The sequence below is a fragment of the Halorussus vallis genome (assembly GCF_024138165.1).
Taxonomy (GTDB): Archaea; Halobacteriota; Halobacteria; order Halobacteriales; family Haladaptataceae; genus Halorussus; species Halorussus vallis.
On the sequence record NZ_CP100003.1, the window covers coordinates 103,909 to 122,674 of the forward strand.

General features: G+C 56.0%; 15 protein-coding genes. 7 read left to right on the top strand and 8 right to left on the bottom strand.

The features are described 5' to 3' along the window. Window positions 1-5: 5 nt before the first annotated feature. Window positions 6-1,343 (top strand): Trk system potassium transporter TrkA, encoded by a 1,338-nt coding sequence (gene trkA, locus NGM07_RS24195; RefSeq protein WP_253521654.1) that lies wholly within the window; start codon window positions 6-8, stop codon window positions 1,341-1,343. After that, on the top strand, window positions 1,340-2,836 hold the full coding sequence (locus NGM07_RS24200; RefSeq protein WP_253521655.1) for a TrkH family potassium uptake protein: 1,497 nt from the start codon (window positions 1,340-1,342) through the stop codon (window positions 2,834-2,836). Before trkA ends, NGM07_RS24200 begins: the two co-directional genes overlap by 4 nt. A 440-nt stretch (window positions 2,837-3,276) precedes the next feature. Here the strand turns inward: NGM07_RS24200 and NGM07_RS24205 are convergent, their stop codons facing one another. Further along, window positions 3,277-4,485 carry a cation:proton antiporter gene (locus NGM07_RS24205; protein ID WP_248653085.1) on the bottom strand — a complete coding sequence of 403 codons (1,209 nt, stop codon included), beginning with the start codon at window positions 4,483-4,485 and terminating at the stop codon, window positions 3,277-3,279. Window positions 4,486-4,487: 2 nt separating this feature from the next. Further along, window positions 4,488-4,991 (bottom strand): cation:proton antiporter regulatory subunit, encoded by a 504-nt coding sequence (locus NGM07_RS24210; RefSeq protein WP_248653084.1) that lies wholly within the window; start codon window positions 4,989-4,991, stop codon window positions 4,488-4,490. Between the two features lie 696 nt (window positions 4,992-5,687). On the opposite strand from NGM07_RS24210, the gene NGM07_RS24215 reads away from it, so the two are divergent. The 4 genes from NGM07_RS24215 (at window position 5,688) to NGM07_RS24230 (ending at window position 10,805) form a co-directional block, all read left to right on the top strand. After that, entirely contained in the window at window positions 5,688-6,713 is a 1,026-nt protein-coding gene (locus NGM07_RS24215; protein WP_248653083.1) for a lysylphosphatidylglycerol synthase transmembrane domain-containing protein, read from the top strand. Between the two features lie 182 nt (window positions 6,714-6,895). After that, window positions 6,896-7,720, top strand: coding sequence for a CPBP family intramembrane glutamic endopeptidase (locus NGM07_RS24220; protein ID WP_248653082.1), 825 nt, complete (start codon window positions 6,896-6,898; stop codon window positions 7,718-7,720). Between the two features lie 100 nt (window positions 7,721-7,820). Further along, window positions 7,821-8,540, top strand: coding sequence for a universal stress protein (locus NGM07_RS24225; RefSeq protein ID WP_248653081.1), 720 nt, complete (start codon window positions 7,821-7,823; stop codon window positions 8,538-8,540). Window positions 8,541-8,573: 33 nt separating this feature from the next. After that, a complete protein-coding gene (locus NGM07_RS24230) occupies window positions 8,574-10,805 on the top strand; it encodes an amino acid permease (protein WP_248653080.1) in 2,232 nt (743 codons plus the stop codon). 55 nt (window positions 10,806-10,860) lie between these two features. On the opposite strand, the gene NGM07_RS24235 is transcribed toward NGM07_RS24230, so the two are convergent. From NGM07_RS24235 to NGM07_RS24260, 6 genes are all read right to left on the bottom strand, one after another. Then, window positions 10,861-12,129 (bottom strand): site-specific integrase, encoded by a 1,269-nt coding sequence (locus NGM07_RS24235; RefSeq protein ID WP_248653079.1) that lies wholly within the window; start codon window positions 12,127-12,129, stop codon window positions 10,861-10,863. Between the two features lie 9 nt (window positions 12,130-12,138). Next, window positions 12,139-12,744 (bottom strand): hypothetical protein, encoded by a 606-nt coding sequence (locus NGM07_RS24240; protein ID WP_248653078.1) that lies wholly within the window; start codon window positions 12,742-12,744, stop codon window positions 12,139-12,141. Beyond that, window positions 12,745-13,056 (bottom strand): DUF8065 family protein, encoded by a 312-nt coding sequence (locus NGM07_RS24245; RefSeq protein WP_248653077.1) that lies wholly within the window; start codon window positions 13,054-13,056, stop codon window positions 12,745-12,747. A 128-nt stretch (window positions 13,057-13,184) separates the two neighbouring features. Continuing rightward, window positions 13,185-13,712, bottom strand: a complete 528-nt coding sequence (locus tag NGM07_RS24250) for a DUF7342 family protein (protein ID WP_248653076.1) — start codon at window positions 13,710-13,712, stop codon at window positions 13,185-13,187. A gap of 70 nt (window positions 13,713-13,782) precedes the next feature. Then, a complete protein-coding gene (locus NGM07_RS24255) occupies window positions 13,783-14,310 on the bottom strand; it encodes a PIN domain-containing protein (protein ID WP_248653075.1) in 528 nt (175 codons plus the stop codon). Beyond that, on the bottom strand, window positions 14,307-14,843 hold the full coding sequence (locus NGM07_RS24260; RefSeq protein ID WP_248653074.1) for a DUF7437 domain-containing protein: 537 nt from the start codon (window positions 14,841-14,843) through the stop codon (window positions 14,307-14,309). Before NGM07_RS24260 ends, NGM07_RS24255 begins: the two co-directional genes overlap by 4 nt. A 566-nt stretch (window positions 14,844-15,409) precedes the next feature. Between NGM07_RS24260 and NGM07_RS24265 the strand changes: the two genes are divergently transcribed. Next, complete coding sequence (locus NGM07_RS24265; RefSeq protein WP_253521657.1) at window positions 15,410-18,658, top strand: hypothetical protein; 3,249 nt, start codon at window positions 15,410-15,412, stop codon at window positions 18,656-18,658. The last annotated feature ends 108 nt before the right edge of the window (window positions 18,659-18,766 follow it).

Sequence of the window (18,766 nt, forward strand, 5' to 3'; positions counted from 1 at the left end):
AACCAATGCGTGTAATCGTAGTTGGGGCTGGTGAAGTCGGTTCCAATATCGCAGTCAGTCTCGCCGAGAGCCACGACGTCATCGTTATCGATGTTGACCCCGAGAAAGTTGATGAACTCACCTATTCGAACGACATCTTAGCGATAGAGGGTGACGGGACCTCGCTGGAGACACTCGAAAACGCTGGCATCGCCGAAGCAGACATGCTCATCGCCAGTACAGACGACGATGAGACGAACCTCGTCACCTGTGGAACCGCGAAAACAGTTGGTGGCGTCTTTACTATTGCCAGGACTCGAAATACGAACTTCTTCAAGACTTGGACAAAGTCGGAGGATGCATTCGGCGTCGACTTCATGGTCTCGACGAATCTCCTCACGGCGAATGATATCGTCCGCGTCGTCGGGCTCCCAGCAGCAATCGACGTCGACCCGTTCGCTGGCGGACTCGTCCAGATGGCCGAGTTCGAGGTGACAGCAGAAAGTGAAATCGCGGGACAGACCGTCGAAGAGGCGGATAAATTCGAGGCGCTCACGTTCGCTGCACTTGTTCAGGATGGCGACGTCGTAATCGCTCGTGGGCAGACGCGTATCGAAGCTGGGAACAGGGTGATCGTCATCGGCAGTCCAGAGAGTGTCCAATCCTTTTCGAGAACGGTTGCCTCACCTGAATCTTCAGATGAGGCCCGCGATATTGTCGTCGTTGGTGGGAGCGACATCGGATATCACACGGCTAAGCTACTCGAAGAGCGTGGTATCGAACCTCGTCTAATCGAACAAGATGCGGACCGTGGTCGGGAACTCGCCGAAGACCTCCCCGGAACAATCGTGTTGGAACACGATGCGACAGATACAGATTTCCTCGTCGGGGAACAGATCGATCGAGCGGACGCAGTCATCGCAGCGACCGACAGCGACGAAAAGAACCTCCTCGTCTCGCTGCTCGCCCAGAATATTGGAGTTCAACGAACAGTCGCCGTTGTCGAGGAAGGGCAATACGCCGGCTTATTTGAGGCGATCGGGATCGACGTCGCAATCAATCCACGTGAAGCGACTGCAGAGGAGATCATCCGCTTTACACAGAAGGGCCAGGTCGAAAACCTCTCACTCATCGAAGATCGTCAAGCTGAGGTGCTGGAGATCGAGGTCGACGAGGAAAGCGTCCTCACCGGTCGACCGATCCGCGAGAGCGTTACCGAACTCCCATCCGACGTCGTCATTGGAGCGGTCACTCGCGATCAGGAGTTCATCGTTCCCCGCGGCGAAACCGTCATCGAACCCGGCGATCACGTCGTTCTCTTTGTGGCTACAGATGTCCTTTCTCCCGTTATGGATCTCGTATGAGGATTCGCGTCGATTGGCGGGTTAGCTGCCGACTGGTTGGAACGATTCTCAAGTGGCTGTGGGTGCCATTACTCTTCCCACTCGGTATCGCTCTCTACGACGGAACGGCACTGCTCCCGTTCGTCCTCCCGATACTTGGCACAGCACTCCTCGGACTCGGTCTCGAACAGCTGACCGACGAGCGTGACCTCCGTGCCCGCGAGGCGTTTCTAATGGTCTCGCTGACGTGGTTGAGCATCGCGCTCGTCGGTGCCGTCCCATTTCTGCTGGCTGGGGAAGGCACTCTCGCAGAACCTGTGAACGCGCTTTTCGAGAGTATGAGCGGCATCACGACGACCGGCGCGACGGTCATCGTGAATTTCGAACTCCACTCACGGGCCATCCTCATGTGGCGAGCGGTCCTTCAGTGGCTCGGTGGGCTCGGCATTCTCGTGCTGGCGACGGCAGTCCTCTCCCAGCTGTCCGTCGGTGGCGCACAGCTCATGGAGACCGAAACCCAGACACAGGACGTCAACAAACTCACCCCCCGGATTTCGGAAACAGCCGCCCTTCTCTGGAAGCTCTATATCGGCCTGACCGGGCTCCAGGTGGCGGTTCTCTACGGGCTTCACTTGGTTGGATATGCACCGGAGATGACGTTGTACAATGCGATTGCGCACGCATTCACGACGATCGCGACGAGTGGCTTTTCACCCCGGGGGGACAGCATTGCTGCCTTCTCTCCTGCTGTGCAGTGGGTGATTATTCCGTTCATGGCAATCGGTGCAACCAGTTTCGTGTTACTCTACTTCGTCTTCCAAGGGAACTTCGACCGGCTCCGGAACAGCGACGAGTTTCGGTTCTACGTCGCGATCCTCGGGTTCTTTTCCCTCGGTGTTGGCGGGATGCTGTTCGCGAACGGCGGGCCATACACGAGTCTCGAAGAGATCGCTCGACACGCTATCTTCCAGGTTGTCTCAATCGTCACAACCACTGGCTACGCGAGCACGGACTTCAACCTCTGGTCGGCGGGACCCAAACACCTCCTGTTCGTCTGTATGTTCATTGGTGGAATGGCTGGCAGTACGACCTGTTCGATCAAGACGCTGCGCTGGTTGGTCGTCGTGAAGGCGTTTCGGCGCGACCTGTTTACGGCAGCTAGTCCAAGTGCGATTCGCCCAGTCCGACTGAGCGGATCCGTCATCGACGAAGAGACGATTCGGGATATCTATGCGTACACCCTCGTGAGTCTCGTGTTTTTCATCCTGGCGACGATTTTCGTCGTGCTCGACGCTTCTCGGGTACAATTAACGGTTTCTGAGTTTGAGGCGATGAGTGCTGCAGCAGCAACGTTCTTCAATATCGGACCGGCCTTCGGTATCGCAGGCCCACTCGAAAGCTACGAGCCGTTCCCGCGGTCGACGAAGCTCGTTATGACGTTCCTCATGTGGGTTGGACGGATCGAAATCATTCCGGTGCTGGTGCTATTGACGCCGTCCTACTGGCAATCGTGAAAAGCGTGGAGAAGCGGTACTAGTCCAGCTGCTTTCCACATCGAGGGCACAGACGGACTGAAGAGAGGATTGGATGGAGAAACTTGACTTGAAACTCGAAGCCACAGTTCTCACACTCGTAGACGGGTGGTTCTCGAATCCAGATCGTCCGGTTTGGTTCGGGCTCTTTTTTCCGGACTTTGTCTTCGCCGACGAGCTTGTTCAGAAACGACCAAATGAGACCTTTCGATGTCTCGAGGCGGCGTGCTAACTCATCCGTAGTGTATGGTTCGAGCGGGTCCATAGTCTCATAGACATCCTCAGGGGAGAGCTCATCCCCATTCGACGACTCGCTATCGGGATTCGGGTCAGGCATGATGAGGGATAGTACGGGTACCTACGCGTCGCATACGGCTTTCGAGCTTAAATAGGGTCGGAATGCCCTTCAAGATATCCCGGCTTCACTCGGGTGTTGACTTTCGCAGTCTCAGTGGAACACGGTCCAGAATCGGATCCGAGTTCTGGATCAGAACAGTCCCCAAGATGCTCATCAGCAAGACGTAACCAACCGTAAATGCGGGAATTACGGATCCGAGTGCCCCAGTGCCAACACTGGCAGCAAGTGTAGCGATCACGAGAGAAAACTCACCTCGTGGCACCATCCCAAAACCGACACGGGCCGAACGTATTCGATCCAATCCGTAGACTTGACCGGACAGTGTGCCACTCACCAGCTTTCCAGCAGTCGTGACGAGAATGGCTGCAAGGAGCAACCAGACGACGTTGGCGAGTAATGTAATGTCTGTCGTGAGCCCGATCGAGAAGAAGAACACAGCAGCAAAGAAGTCACGGGCAGGTGCGACGACGTCCTCGATCCGTTCGGTATGGTCGGTTCCGCTGAACGCTGTCCCGACGAAGAACGCAGCGACAGCTTCACTGAGTCCAGCGGTGAGAGCTGCACCGGCTATGAGTGTCGTGATCCCCAGAACCCGAAGCAGGAATAGTTCATCTGAATCCGCGTCGAACGCTCGCTCCACGTACTCCGAGCCGTACCACGCAACGACGGTGAGGACACCGAGAAACGCAAACGCCGACCCCACAGACATCGCAGCATCCAGAGCTGTCCCCTCACCCAGTGCGACCGCCGATAGTAGTGCTAAGTAGATGGCGATGAGAATATCTTCAAAGACGAGTGTGCCCAAGATCGGGCTACTCTCCGGGTTCGCAACCCAGCCGTTATCGATGAGTGACTTCGTGATCACGGCACTCGAGGAAATGTAGACGATCCCCGCGATGAAGAACGTCTCCAAGAGCGTGTAGCCGAAGACGACACCAAGAGTCAGGCCGAGACCGAAGTTGATGAGGAAGTCGATACTCCCGATTTTCGCGATGCGTTTCCGATCGGCCAGCAGCTGAGAGACGCTGAACTCGAGACCAAGGAAGAACAACAGGAATATGATACCGAGTTCAGCGAGTACATCGATAAACTCCCGATGTTCGACGAGGGTGAGTGAGATTCCGCCAATTGAGGACGGCTCATTCGGTCCGATGAGGATCCCGATGATGATGTATGCTGGGATTACGGACAGGCCGATGCGGTTGGCCAAAGCACCTGCGAGCGCGATACCAGTCAGTGCGATGCCGATCTCGACAAGCAACAGTTCCGCCATTCTTAGGCCTGCGAAGTATCGGTAGATCCGGTTTCGACAAGTTCGGAGAACGCCTGTTGCTCGTCCCGGCTCCCGAGCGTGACGAGGATATCATCAGCCTCGATAGTCGTATCGGGCATCGGATTCGCTATCGTCTTTTCGGCCCGCTGAATTGCAATAATTGATACGCCGGTCTGCTCCCGAATATTGGCCGCCCGGAGGGTCTGTCCCACTAATGGTGATGATGAATCGATATCGACCCACTCGATGATCGCTTCGCCCAAGGGCACTTGGATTTCGTCCATTTCGATGGGCTGAAAGTGTGCTCCCTCAAGGATAGAGCCAAGCTGGCGCGCTCGCTTACCAGTAAGACTGAACAACTTCTGGCTGTCTTGGTTTTCTCCAGGACGGCGATAGACCTCACGCTTCCCATCGTGGTGAATGAGTACAATTAGTCGTTCCTCACCATCCAGTTCGAGTTCGAATTTATGACCGACCCCTGGAACTTCGGTTTCATAGATCGTCATACGTTATCGCGGGAGGCCGAGTATGATAAATGACGTGCGTTGAAGCAATTTCCGGCGAGTTGCTACTCAACGTCGCTCCTGGCGGCTTTATGTCCAGCCGAGAAATAGTCTTCTAGAGCGCTTATGGAGGAAGTGACCGACAAAAACTCTACGAGTACACGACTGAGATAATCGTCGAGGTCATGGGCATCGATAATCGTGGTGAGTTCGCTATTGCCACCTATCAGTTTACGTTTGAAGAGAGAAGTGGATGGTTCAAGCAAAAGGCGAACTTGACATCCTCCATGAGCCTCACGTCGAAAGGGCTCTGGAAGAAGCCGGCTATTCATTCAAACGGTCGAAGTGAGCACAGTTTCAGATTACACTAGTGGGACCTAAGAATGGAAGCGACGAAGCAAAAAGTTCATAGCCTTTTTGAAGAAGGTGTCGGTATGGAAAAACTCCGAGTGATGGTTCGGAGATTGAGTGACATCTCATTACTCTCCAGTCCAGACTTTGAATGTCCGAACTGCGAAACTACGGTTAAGTCACAATACGAAGAGTGTCCATCCTGTGGCCGACAGTTGCTCTAACTCCGAACATCTGTTATATATTGATGAGATGTTTAATTCTATGTTTTTGCAGGGAAGCGAAATACCAGTTCCGTTCTGGAAATGAGCTCAGTCAAAGTTGTATTTGGATTACAGGGGTGGGCTCATGAACCGGAATCAAGTACGCGCGACTGCACTCGGATTTCTTGGCGTGTTTGTCGTCTTTGGTATATTGGCATATCTTGTCGGCGCAGAAGGATTCATTCAGGAACTTGCTGACGCTAATCGTCGTATCGTTGCACTTATCCTCCTAGTTACACTCGGATGGCTCGCTGCGTGGGGAATTGGTCTTCGGACAGTCCTGGCGGTGATGGACATCGAGATCTCGTTCATACGATCGTTTTTCATTCTCAACGGAGCAATGTTCTCGAACAACATCACCCCATTTGGGCAAGCAGGTGGTGAACCGGTGACCGCACTGCTTATCTCAAAAGTAACTGACTCGGAATACGAGCAAGGGCTAGCAGCTATCGCAAGCGTAGATACCCTCAACTTCATTCCATCGGTGACGTTCGCTCTGATCGGTGCCGGATATTACGCCACCAAAATGTCGTTCGGGCGGCGCCTGCAATTCCTCGTCGCTGGTATCATCATCCTTGCTATAGTTGCCCCCGCCGTCGGATATCTTTCGTGGCGAAGGCGAACTCGGGTACAGTCGTGGATCGTTCGAATTCTCACTCCAGGTCTCAAACGGCTAGGTGGGATTCTCCCGCGGATGCAATCCCCCACACGACAGGCTATCCGCTCTCGGGTCAGGCATTTTGTCGCCGCTATAGAACGCGTGGCGGGGGATCGTCGGGGAATTATTGTTGCACTCGCTGCCTCGACGGCTGGCTGGGTCCTCCAGATGGTCGCGCTCTGGTTAGCCTTTCTGGCGATCGGTTCTCCGATCCCGTTCTCCGTCCTGTTATTCGTGATCCCAGTTGGGGCTCTCGCTGCGATCACGCCGCTTCCAGGTGGCGCTGGTGGCATAGAGGTAGTACTCGTCGGCGTGCTTACTACCCTTCCTGAACTGGCGATTGGAGGGGGTACCGCCTTCGCCGCTGTCGCTATTTTTCGGGGAGCAGTTTACTGGGTTCCTGTGACTATCGGTGGCGTAGTAATGGGAATCGTAGGCGTTGACGCTGTTTGATACACATTCGTTGTTTCAAAGAACGTCTGCAACCATACCATGGATTAATACTCTACAGCCCAACCACCGGACAAGGATCCAGAGTGCACTCGTACCTCCGCGAATATCTCCGGCGTCTTCGCTTAGTCGTATGGAACAAGCGAGAGCAGCGACCTCGGGCGTTTCTTCGGATATATATCTTCTTGATAGCCTACACCATTATCTTCATCTCGATTCCGGTCCTCGTAGCGCCATCTGGTGACAGCCTCTTCCGGTCTGCTTTGCTTCGCACGATACTCACAGTCTGTGTGATTGGGCTCCTGTTTGGGGCAGCAACCTACATCGACAAACGCCCCATTCGCTCGTTTGGACTCGAGATTGACGGGCGGTGGGGGGTTGACGCACTCGTCGGCCTCATAATTGGAGGCGCAATCCCAACAGTAGCAACTGTACTCGGATTGGTTGGTGGCTGGATGACAGTTAGTGGAGTGGAGTACACTCCAACAGCCACCTATCTCCGAGATCTCGGCTTTGCTATCGTTATTACAGTGGGTATCGCGATTGTTGAAGAACTCGTTTTTCGAGGGTACGTACTCTCGAACGCCATCGAGGGGCTTAACTTTCGATGGCTGTCCCAGCCCGTAAGGGTCGGTACTGCATTGGGGTTGTCCGCCCTTCTATTCGCACTCACGCATCCAGCACCTGAACTCGTCAATGGTCTCCATTTCCTGTGTGCCGGTCTTTTGCTGGGCCTCGCATACCTCTGTTCGGGACAGCTCGCCCTCCCAATCGGCATCCACGCTGGCTTCAATTTCGTCTCTGCGTACGTCTTTCCGACAGCTGCTGATCCATCAGTAGCCGTGCTCTCGTTGACCGTCCACGGGCCCTCCTGGCTCACCGGGCAGACGGGATTTATACCGTTGGTACTCCAGTTCCCGGCGGCACTTGCGATCATAGGATACATTTGGTGGCAAACTGGCGATTTCGGTATCAGCCCAACGGTTAAATCCAGAAATCTCGAGGGGTGACCGCTCTACATGTGCGCTTGAATGCTGTCTCAAAGACGGTTAGATCGGAGCCCCTCGACACGAGGTATAAAACGACACGTCTGGAAAAGGTAGTATACCCATGCCCCTCACCGGTGACTCGACGATTCTCGTTCCGGTCGACGTCTCCGTCGCAGAACCACCTGATCAGGAGGTTTTAGAACTACTTCGACCGGTTAACCTCGTGGTACTCGGTTACTATCCGGTCCCAAAACAGACCGCCCCAGCTCATCTCAAGGAAGACCACGAATCCGACGCCTCAGAGCGATTGGACGACCTCGTTAGACAGTTTGACAGTACTGAACACGACGTCGAGGGCGTCCTCGTCTTCACGAAGGACCGTCAGGATTCCATCGACCGGGTCGCAGATCAACACGACTGCGACGCGGTCTTTGTCCCCGGTGAAGCCGGACCCGTCGAACGGATACTCGTTCCCCTTCGAGGAGACGTGAACCTAGAGCGAATCATCTCACTCGTCGGCGATCTCGTCCGAGCGAGTGATGCGACTGTCACCTTGTTTCATTCTGTTGAGGAGGGGACCGATCCGAGTCAAGGAGAGTTTGTTCTCCGGGGTGCAGCTGACCGGCTATCGGAGGAGGGAATCGATCGCGACCGGCTCGACTGGGAACTTTCCGGAGCCGAGGATCCGAAGTCAGCGATTATCGACATCGCTGCGGAGCACGATCTGATCATTCTTGGGGAAACAGAACCATCACTTCGAGGCCGGATTCTGGGAACTGTTCTCACTCCGATCCTCGATGGAACCGAGAAACCTGCGATCGTCGTTCGAGACATCAATTAGACTCTTCATGACAACTATTTCTGAGCGACCAGCATGACCGACGACAGCGGCGGGGAACTAGAGCGGAATATCGGGTTCCTCGAGGCGATGACACTAGGCGGTGGTACGATGATTGGAGCGGGAATTTTCATCCTACCAGGAATCGCAGCCGAAGGTGCCGGCCCCGCGAGTTCGATCTCCTTCATACTCGCTGGCTTCGTCGCGTTGCTCGCGGCCCTGTCGCTCTCCGAGCTGGCGACAGGAATGCCCATTGCCGGCGGAAGCTACCATTACGTGAATCGTGCTCTCGGTGGACTGTTCGGAAGCATCGTCGGATGGGGAATGTGGAGTGGCCTCATGTTCGCCAGCGCGTTCTATATGATCGGATTCGGCCAATACCTCGTCGAGCCGATTCCATTTCTCGATGGCCGACTGTTCATTGTCCTTCTGGGACTCGCGGGACTGGCCCTGATTGTCGGGGTGAATTACTACGGGACAGAGGAGTCGAGCCAGCTACAAAACGTGATGATTGGGACGGAAACCGTAGTCGTCCTGGCGTACGTGGCTCTCGGTCTGTTCTTTATCGACCCGTCCAATCTCGAGCCGTTTGCTCCCACGGGACCGAGTGGGATTATCGCCACGACTGGCGTCGTTTTCGTCTCATTTCTCGGCTTCGAGATCATCGCGACTGTCGCAGGGGAAGTCAAAGATCCCAGCCGGAACATCCCGCTGACGATGATTCTCTCGGTCGTCCTCGTCACGATCCTCTACGCATTAGTGATGCTTGTCAGTACCGGGGTCATCCGATACGAAGCACTTGGTGACTCACTCGTTCCGGTTTCGGATGTCGCAGTCGTGTTTATGGGCTCAATCGGAGTTGTGGCAATCGTCGCCGCTGCAGCCATCGCAGCGATTTCCAGTTCGAACTCTTCGATTCTCGCAGCGGCCCGAGTGAACTTCGCGATGGGGCGCGATGAGTTGATGAGCAACTGGCTGAACGTCACCCACGACAGATTCGGTACCCCACACCGGGCGATCATCGCAACCGGTGCCGTCACGGCGTTACTGATTGCTGCCGGGCTCAATATCGAGACGATCGTCGCGCTCTTGGCCGAGGTTGCGAGTTTCAGCTTCCTCGTCTCGTATTCGATGGTCCACGTCGCCCTTGTCGTCTTCCGTCGGGCCGATCCCGAAGACTACGATCCGTCGTTCAAGATTCCCGATGTATTGTATCCGGCAGTACCGATCCTCGGGGTGGTACTCTCGCTCGTCGTCATCTCACAGATGGCGTCGGTCATCATCCTCCTCGGATTAGGAATCGTCGGAGTCGGTGTGGGCTGGTACTTCATCTACGTCAAGGAGCACGCCATCGACAGAGGCCTCATCGACGATGCAATCTCGCCGACAGTAGATGGATACACGGTCGTTGTTCCAGTCGTGAATCCCGAGACACAGCAGGACCTCCTCCGACTGGCAGCGGCAACTGCACACGCACATACCGACGAAGAGACGCCAGAACTCGTGGCAGTGAACGTTCTCCAGGTTGCCGACCCGTCACCACAACAGAACATCGAAGCCGAGCGCCTCGACCACCAGCACGACCTCCTCGAAGCGGCACGGGATATCGCAGCGGAGATGGACGTGAATCTGCGGACGGTGGCGATGACCGGACAGCGCGTCGACGAGACGATTCTTGAGGCGATTCTCGAAGAGGACGCCGATCAAGTGCTGCTCGGCTGGAAGGGAACGCTCACTCGACTGGGGCACGTGTTCGGCCCGAATCTCGACTCCGTCGTCGAGAGGGCACCATGTGAAGTCACTCTCGTTACGCTCCACGACGAGACGATCGGTACCACCGTGGCCCTGGCAGGTCCGGGGCCCCACTCGCCGGTTGCTGCACGGCGGGCTGCTGAGTTTGCGACCGTCGACGGGAGCGTCCCGACACTAGTGAACGTTCAGCCAGAAAGAGAACCGGAATCCGCTGCTGTCGAACGAGGGGAAGCAGTGATCGAAGACGTTGCACACCAAGCAGGACTCGATCCAGAGGAGTATGAGAGTGAGGTCATCGTTGCCGATGATATCGAAGCCACGATCCTCGAGACCGTTAATCACTACAATACGATCTGTGTCGGGCTGTCCGAACGGAGCGAAGCGTCTCGGATTATGTTTGGAACGATCGCAGAACGCATCAGTCAGGAGGCAACGAGCAACGTTGGCATCGTTCGCGGTCCCCTCGAAGTCGACGAGCCAGCTACGCGTCCTCTAGAGGAACAGCTATCGAAATGACCAGTGCGGAGTCCCCCCTAACGGTGAACACACCTCTCCGGACAACAGCAAAACGTTATCCCGGGGATGCACCTGTTCCCAGATAGTCGTCAATTTCGGAAAGTGCCTCAGTCGCAACATCACCGAGTTCCCCAGCCTCGATATGCGAATACCGTTCGCGAACCATCTCCTCGGAGTTGTCCAAGTACCGGGCAGCGACAGTGTACCCGAACGCCCGAACGAGGACCTCTCCCATCCCACGTCGACCGCCGTGAGGGGCGAGATAGTCGTGTTTCGGATGGTCGATGTCGATCTCTGCGGCCTCTGAGAGTCGCTGGAGAATCGACCGTGCGCCGTCCGTCGTGATCGACGGCGGTCGCACGTCCTCATCGAGCGCCAATAAGAGGTCACGAGCGAACTCGCTACGTCTATCGTCGATTGTATCCGGGTGTTTCCCTCGGTCGGCCAGCTCGTCCTGTACGAGCGTCGCAAGCGTCCGCTGGTCGAACGTCGAAAACACCGGCCAGCGGTCCGTCGGCGGGTCCATCAGCTTGCGGTAGCTCCGCAGGGGCGAGATCACCGGGTCGGGGAGACTGGCGGCGTCCCACTGCTGTTTCTTCCGGTAGACGTCCATACTCCCGTCGTCGAGGGAGAGGTCCTCCCAGCGGACGCCGCGCCGGCGCGGATCGTTTGGGTCTCGAAGGAGTTCCCCGACCCGAACGGCGGTGTACGCGAGAACGAACACCAGCGCCCGGTCACGAGCCGCCTTCAGCGCCGCGTAGCGCGCTCGCTGTTTGTCGAGGGGGTCAGTATCCTCCGAGAGGGTCGTGTACGCCTCGACGGCGTCGCGGGCCCGTTCGTCGACGTGGCGGGTGAAGGCGTGGCGCTGCTCGGACGTCCAGGCCTGCTGGTCGCCGGGCTTGCGGCCGTCGTCTTCGGGAAGTGGAGCCATCGCACTCGCCCGCTGAGCGTAGTGGGCCTCGAGGTAACCCTCGTTGACGCACCAGCCACACCACGCAGAGATATAGCGGTAATAGGTTTGTACGGTATTCTGCTTGAGCCCGCGATCACCGGCGAGGTGCCGGGCGTACTCCCGGAAGACGCGTTCGTCGAGGTCCTCAAAGGTGGGTTTGCGGTCGACGTCGTCGGTAGTGATACCGGTCCAGTCGTCGTCACCGCGGTCGCCGGCGGCCCACTCGGCGAACCGCTCGAGCTCGCGCGCCGCGTTGCGTCGGTAGTTCCCGCCATCGCCACCCCGGCCTTTCCCCTTGTCCTGCAGGTAGCGCTCGAAGCTGTCGTCGAGCGGTGTCGAACCATCGCGTGTCGATGAGGTGTTCTGATTCATACGGTTTCGTCACGGGAGCAGGTGGTCGTCCAGAATATCACTACAATCAATCGGGATCGCCTCCCACGCAGCTTTCACGGCGTTGTATCCGGTCCAGCCCTCACGTTCCAACATCTCGCCGCACGCTTCGCAGAACTCGCGACGCGAAATTAGCTCGTTGTCGTAAAGAATGTAGAACAAAAACGGCGGTGTCACGACACGGATATCTTCGTCTTGGTCGTCGACAGCACGACGAATCGAGCGCCGGCCCGCCGCGTCCATCAAGATGACGTAGTCAACGGCCCCCGGGTTCTGTAGCACTTCCTGTCGGAGCGATTCCTCGCCGGCGTCCGCTCCGTGGGGACGGGGGACGCTCGTCACCTGGGTGAGCGGTGTTTCGTTATCCTCGAGCGCATCGAGCGCGGTACGGCTCCCGTAATGAAGCCGGTACGGACGGCTTCCCTCTGGCGCTGTCTCGCGTGTGTTCTCGACGTGTCGCTTGAGTTCCTGTTTGCAAACGTTTGTCGTCGTGAGGCCGATTTGGTCGGTTATCTCGGTCCACAAGGGGCTGTTCGCGACGGCAATCAGCGCGTCCGTATCGACCAAGATCGGATACCGAGTGTCGTCACTTGCCATTTAGACGAGATAGTCACTAGTGTCATCCTTGGCAGCCTCACGGAAATCGCCAATGTCCTCTTCGAGCAGGTCGAACTCTTCACCGAGGAGCACGCGAGCAGCGTCCTCCGAGAGGTCGCCCGCTGAATAGCGTTCGTAAATCGCGATCTTGTCGTCGTCCGTCATCGCTCGCCGAAGCATCTGAGTGAGCCCTTCGCGTGCGAGTTCACTAATGTTGATTCCGCCCAGATGGACGGAATCGAGTTCGTTCGCCGCCTCTTTGAGCGGCCCAGCACGGAATTTGATCGTATCGTCAAGCGATTCCTGGCTCATGATACGAATTACGCGGGGCAGAGTGATAAGTTGTTCCCCCATGTGTGAACACGTGGGTGGGTGGCGAGCTTCTATCGAGCGTAGAGGTTCGCGTTCGGATCACCACCTGGATGTGGGACCGACATCCGTTAGCTGTTGGCCTCGGCAGGCTCTGTCGTCGGAGCGAGGAAGTCCCATTCGCGGATGGCGAAGCCAACGATCTGGATACGCCGCTGAAGGTGCTCCCACTCGCGGGCGATCTCACGGCGCCGGTCTTCCTCGTCGGAGTCAAGGGACTCGTCGGCGAGCGTTCCACGAAGCTGGTTCGGTGACTCGACGCCGAATTCGTCCTCCCAGTCGCGAATCTGCGTCTTCATATCGGCGAGACGGTCCGTGAGCTCCTCGACAGTGTGCCCGCTGTCTCGGAGGCGCATCGCCTCCTGCATCGCTTGGCGGCGGTAATCAGGGTAATACGTCGTGTGAGTGCCGCTTTCGTCACGATGGAGGATCCCATCGTCGACGAGGCGTTCGAGGACGCGTTTGGTTGGTTCGTGTGACCAGCCCGCTTCGGAGGCGATCCAGTTGGCCGTCCGCGGCTCCGACAGCTGCCGGGCGACCATCCGCACGCGGTCTTCGCCCGTAGTCTGTTGATTCCGTAGTCCAGTATCTTCTGTCATATCCTACTATCAACGCGATTTCTTAATATAGGTTGAGATGGATAGTTCTATATCGACATCAGGGGATGGGTCACCGAAATTCGTTGGCGGTGATCGTCTCGAGATACTCGACGCTGACGTACCGGAATTCGATTCGGTCGCTGAAGCCGTGTTGAGGGAGGAGCGTCTCGGCCGCGCGTCCAGCCGGTTTGTCCGTCGTTAGGAGAACAACGTGGTCTGCCTCCCCAGTGTCGAGTACTTGAGCAGCAAGCCCAACGAGTGCCGTGTCCGCTTTCTCGGTGACATCCTCGTCGCGGTCGGTCTCGTTGGCGATGAATCGGCGCGCTTCGTCCATCACTGTCGAGACGAGTGGATTGGTGTAGTCGAGCTCGTCGGCGACGACGATCCACCCCTCCTCGAATCCATCGGGATAGGGAATGTTCCCCGAGGGATACTCGTCCGCTGCAGGATCGCCCCCGAGCTCTTCGTAGACGCGCTGCGGGATACGCAATGAGACACCGGCCTGTCGGAGTGCCCGACGAAGCCGTTGAAATTTGTCCTTGTCCGGGCCACCACACCGTACAAAGACGCCGGTATCGGCGATATAGACCGTCGTCATGCAGCCGCGTCGGCGTACTCGGTCGCAACCGGTTCCAGCGCCTGGAGGATGATCTCGGCCTCAAGCGGTGAGAGGTCAAGCTCCCGGGCCGCAATCCGATGGTTGACCGTGCCGTCGACGTACTCGTAGGCGTACTCGAGGGCGACAGCAAGGCTGTCGAGGCCATGACGCTCGATGTAGACGTCGACGTCCTCGTCCTCCTCTCGGCGGGCGACGGCTGCAATAAGGGCCGGCGTGATCGTTTGGGTCTCGCCGTCCGTCGAGAGCGTGAGTGCAATCGACTCGGCGTCGTATTTATACGGTCGCTGATCACGGGTTTTCTCCACTAAGCCAGCTGTTTCGAGGTTCTGCACGTAGTCGTAGGTGGTCCCTTGTGGGATATCGAGCTCGTCGACGATCTCGGAAACGGTGACGGGGCCGTGCTGCAAGATGTAGGCGTACAGCCGAGCGAGTGCCGGCGTCTCGAGAAGGTCGACGACCGTCTGCAGCTGCTGAATAGGTGGTCGACCTGACCGGGGCGGCGAGTGCGCCATCTCGATTACGAATTATAGATAATTCGTGATAAGACTTCCGGCGATGGATCGGAACTCGCAACCAGTCCAATACCCGCAGAGAGACAGCCGCTTGCTGCGGCTCAACCCCGGGGGAAGCGGCGTCGTGAGGCGGTTGCAGCATTCGTGCTTACCCGACGGCGTCGGGGTACTTCAAAGTGGTCGTGATTACGGGCATAATCAGGACCACTTGTTGTATTCGGCCCATCGCGTGAAATTGGGCATTTGGAGTCTCTTACCATCGGAATTCCGCACTATGGGAAATTGTATATCATATATCGCTATACAAAATCTCGGGCCTGTGGAGTCCCTAGTTCGGAGGCTGGATTTCTGTAAACAGGGTGTTTCAGATAGTGAACAGCGGAAACTAGCACGCGAGGATTCAAAGAGCGGGAATCCTCTATGCGACTAAAGGACAAAAATGAGGCCGTGAGGTAGCACCATTCCGCTCGTCGAAAATGACATAGAATGTTACAGTTATAACTACTTGAATATTTACTTTCGCTATGGAGGCTAGTCTTATTGCAACTCTGTGTATCCTAGATACTATGTCGCAAGAGATCGAAAACAAGGCCGAAACGACTGAGAACAACGACGCTGACATCAACCGACGATCGTACCTGAAGATGGTCGGGGCTGGCGCGGGCCTCAGCGCTGGCGGCACTGGCCTCACATCGCTTGGGGTTCAGTCTGTGCGTGCCCAGCAGGAATCGCCGTGCAACACGGTTGATGGCTTCGAGGATGGCGACCTGAGCGAGTACGAGTTCGATCGCGGCAGTAGTGGGGCAAGCGTCGTGTCGAGTCCGACCTACGCCGGCTCACACGCGCTCGAAATCAGCGGGACGAACACCGAGATGATTAGCATGGACGGGCTGGAGCACTACCCTGCGGCAGGCGACGTGTTCAGTACGTGGGTGCGTGGCACCAACAATGCGGACCGGATCAACATCACCTACGGCGTCCAGAACCACACTAACCGATATTTTGCCCGTGTAAATCCCGAACAAGGACATGTGGCCCTGTATCGATACGAGGATGGAAACGCAACCCTGTTGACCGACAAGAGCGTTCCACTCTCGCAGGATACGTGGTACGAGGTCCACATAGACTGGCAAACCGACGGAACGCACGTGTTCACGCTGTTCGACGAGAGCGGCAGCCAAATCAGCCAAATCTCGGCAACTGATTCGACGTGGACCGCCGGCGGTATCGGCTACGATGCGTATCTCGACGATGGCGGGACCGTCTACATTGATCACACCCAGATCCATTCTGGCCGAGAAATCGTCTCCGCCAACGAAGTGATTGATAGCTTCGAAGATAGCGATCTTGCGGAGTACAGCTTCGACCGCGGGAGCTCCGGAGCTAGTGTCGTGTCGAATCCGACCTACGGTGGGTCGTCAGTTCTTGAAATCAGTAATGATAATACGGAGATGATCAGCACGTCGGGTCTGGACCACTACCCCTCTGCTGGCGATGTGTTTAGTAGCTGGGTCCGCGGAACCGGTGGAGCTGACGACATCAACTTCACGTATGGTGTGCAGGACCATACGAACCGATACTTCGTTCGGGTGGATTTCGCGAACGATAACCTCAAACTGTACCGCTATGAAAACGCGTCGGCGACCCTCCTCGAGAAACAGACCTCCGGATTCACGCTCTCTGAGGATACCTGGTACAATGTCGAAGTTGACTGGCGGAAGACGGGAGCCCACACTGCAACGCTGTACGACTGTGATGGTGGGCAAGTCGCACAGATCACAGGGACTGATTCCACATGGACGAGCGGTGGAATTGGCTACGACGCGTATCTCGGATCGTCAGGCGGCACGGTCTACTTCGACTACGTCGCCATTCACGAGTCTGTCCTCGACGACTTTGAGGACGGTGACCTGAGCGAGTACAGTGGCGACACGGGGAGTTTCACCGTGCAGAACTCCACAGTTCTCGAAGGGAATCAGACGCTCAAAGGAACGAGTACAGGGAGTGCTATCGCACATTCTGTCACAGAAACAACTCGGGGGAACACCTATGCCGCTAAAGTGATGGCAGAAAACGGCAGTAACGGAAAGCCTGCACTCTTGGCCGCGGTGCAAGATTCCTCTTCCCCGATGCAGGATTGCTATTATCTCGAAGCTGACTCCGTAAACGACCAGTTGAAACTCTACCGACAGGATTCTGGAACGTCTAATCTACTCAGTGAACATAGCGTGTCAATCGAGGAAGAAACGGTCTATACACTCGTTATCAATTTCCAGAAAAGTTTCGTCATCGGCTCGATCAAAGATCAATCTGGTACAGTTCTTGCTTCGATGGGAAGGCACGACACGACGCTCACTGGAGGGCTCCTCGGACTTGGATTGACAGGAGGGAGTTCGGGATACTTTGACAGCGTTCGAAGAGCAGACGCAGAGGGGAGAACACTCGATAACTTCAGAGCTGGGGCCCTCTCTAACTACGGCGGGTCAACTGGAGCGTATTCGATTCAGTCGTCGACAGTGCTCAATGGCGTCTCCTCGCTCAAATGTGAGAATAACTACACAGGAATCGCACACCAGTCGCTTCGATCACCAAGAGGTTACGAGTACAGTTGCCACATTCAAGCTGGAACGAATAGCCAATCGAAACCGGGATTGTTGGCCTGTGTTCAGGACCCTGACAACCCGATAGACAACTGCTACTGGGCATCCGCAGACACGGTTAATAACAAACTCTCTATGTTCCGGAGGGAAAGTGGAACTTCAGTAGCACTCGATCGCGTCGATGTAGAGATCAAGGAGGGCAAAGAATACCAGTTAGCCATTCAGTTGCTCAAGAACTCGATAAGAGCCGTCCTCAGCGACGAAAACGGAGTGTTCATTGCGGCGACAAAGATAGTGGACGATACGACGTATCAAAACGGCACTTTCGGCTTCTACACTGGCGGGACTGGGTCTCCCGCTTACTACGATTCTGTCGGTAGATACCCCTTTGTCGACAGATCGCTCGCTGAGGTTACTACCTCTTCGTCGGTTGCACAAGACGCTCTAAACACGACCGCCGCCCAAGAAGTGCTGACCGAACTCAATAATCCGACCACCGATACGACGAGCGCGAAACGTGTGAACCACTTCAACGCGAATTCTGGCGTCGATAGTTTCGGAATTAAGGTTCCGATCGAATATGGAAACCTTGGAGTGGTGAATCCAAATAGTTCCTCGACAACTGCGATCGCCTACTTGGATCGGTCGAAGATGCCCCAATCGTTGATCGACGATCTAGCTGGAAATTTAGGATGGCCTACATCAATCCAAGACGGATTTGTAGAATTCTCTGACGGGGACTCTGCACCGTCTTTTGGTCGAGGTGTGACCGACTCCAAGCGCAGTGAGATAGAAACCCTCGTGAGCGATAACGAAGGACGAATGGACGATTCAGTAAAAATCAATGCATGGGTGGATAGCGATAAGGAGTTCTACAACGCGATGTACTATGACAAGAGGTACCATGTAGATAGCGGAGTGACAAAGATTCAAGAAAAACACAATATCATGGAACACGAGACACCAAGCCCGTTGTGCGTCTCGTTTAGCATTACTTGCATAAATCTGAGAATCATAGGCCTCGGCGATCAAGCCGCTGGTTGTATCGCAGGGTTAGAAGTTTGCCTCCGGAGACTAACAAAGGGTCGCCTTAATTTCCCGATTTGTGGGATTTCGATAGGGTTCGGATGTGCAGGCTTTGATCTTCCAGATCCATATGCATGCAAAGCGGCTCGTAGATACTGCTCTAATCGGCGTAATCGGAAACGCCTATGACTCAGTAAAAAGGAAGAGCCAGCCCAGGTTCGTGACAACTCCTTTTCACTACGGTTAAGTAGTTTGCTAACGTCGTAATCGGTAATGTGGCAGGAATTTTCGCGGCTG

Excerpts from the sequence above, each read along its gene's own strand:
- NGM07_RS24265 (WP_253521657.1), top strand. The coding sequence starts at position 15,410 with ATGTCGCAAGAGATCGAAAACAAGGCCGAAACGACTGAGAACAACGAC.
- NGM07_RS24230 (WP_248653080.1), top strand. The coding sequence starts at position 8,574 with ATGACCGACGACAGCGGCGGGGAACTAGAGCGGAATATCGGGTTCCTC.
- NGM07_RS24235 (WP_248653079.1), bottom strand. The coding sequence starts at position 12,129 with ATGAATCAGAACACCTCATCGACACGCGATGGTTCGACACCGCTCGAC.
- NGM07_RS24200 (WP_253521655.1), top strand. The coding sequence starts at position 1,340 with ATGAGGATTCGCGTCGATTGGCGGGTTAGCTGCCGACTGGTTGGAACG.
- NGM07_RS24225 (WP_248653081.1), top strand. The coding sequence starts at position 7,821 with ATGCCCCTCACCGGTGACTCGACGATTCTCGTTCCGGTCGACGTCTCC.
- NGM07_RS24205 (WP_248653085.1), bottom strand. The coding sequence starts at position 4,485 with ATGGCGGAACTGTTGCTTGTCGAGATCGGCATCGCACTGACTGGTATC.
- NGM07_RS24255 (WP_248653075.1), bottom strand. The coding sequence starts at position 14,310 with ATGACGACGGTCTATATCGCCGATACCGGCGTCTTTGTACGGTGTGGT.
- NGM07_RS24250 (WP_248653076.1), bottom strand. The coding sequence starts at position 13,712 with ATGACAGAAGATACTGGACTACGGAATCAACAGACTACGGGCGAAGAC.
- NGM07_RS24210 (WP_248653084.1), bottom strand. The coding sequence starts at position 4,991 with ATGACGATCTATGAAACCGAAGTTCCAGGGGTCGGTCATAAATTCGAA.
- trkA (WP_253521654.1), top strand. The coding sequence starts at position 6 with ATGCGTGTAATCGTAGTTGGGGCTGGTGAAGTCGGTTCCAATATCGCA.
- NGM07_RS24260 (WP_248653074.1), bottom strand. The coding sequence starts at position 14,843 with ATGGCGCACTCGCCGCCCCGGTCAGGTCGACCACCTATTCAGCAGCTG.
- NGM07_RS24240 (WP_248653078.1), bottom strand. The coding sequence starts at position 12,744 with ATGGCAAGTGACGACACTCGGTATCCGATCTTGGTCGATACGGACGCG.
- NGM07_RS24215 (WP_248653083.1), top strand. The coding sequence starts at position 5,688 with ATGAACCGGAATCAAGTACGCGCGACTGCACTCGGATTTCTTGGCGTG.
- NGM07_RS24245 (WP_248653077.1), bottom strand. The coding sequence starts at position 13,056 with ATGAGCCAGGAATCGCTTGACGATACGATCAAATTCCGTGCTGGGCCG.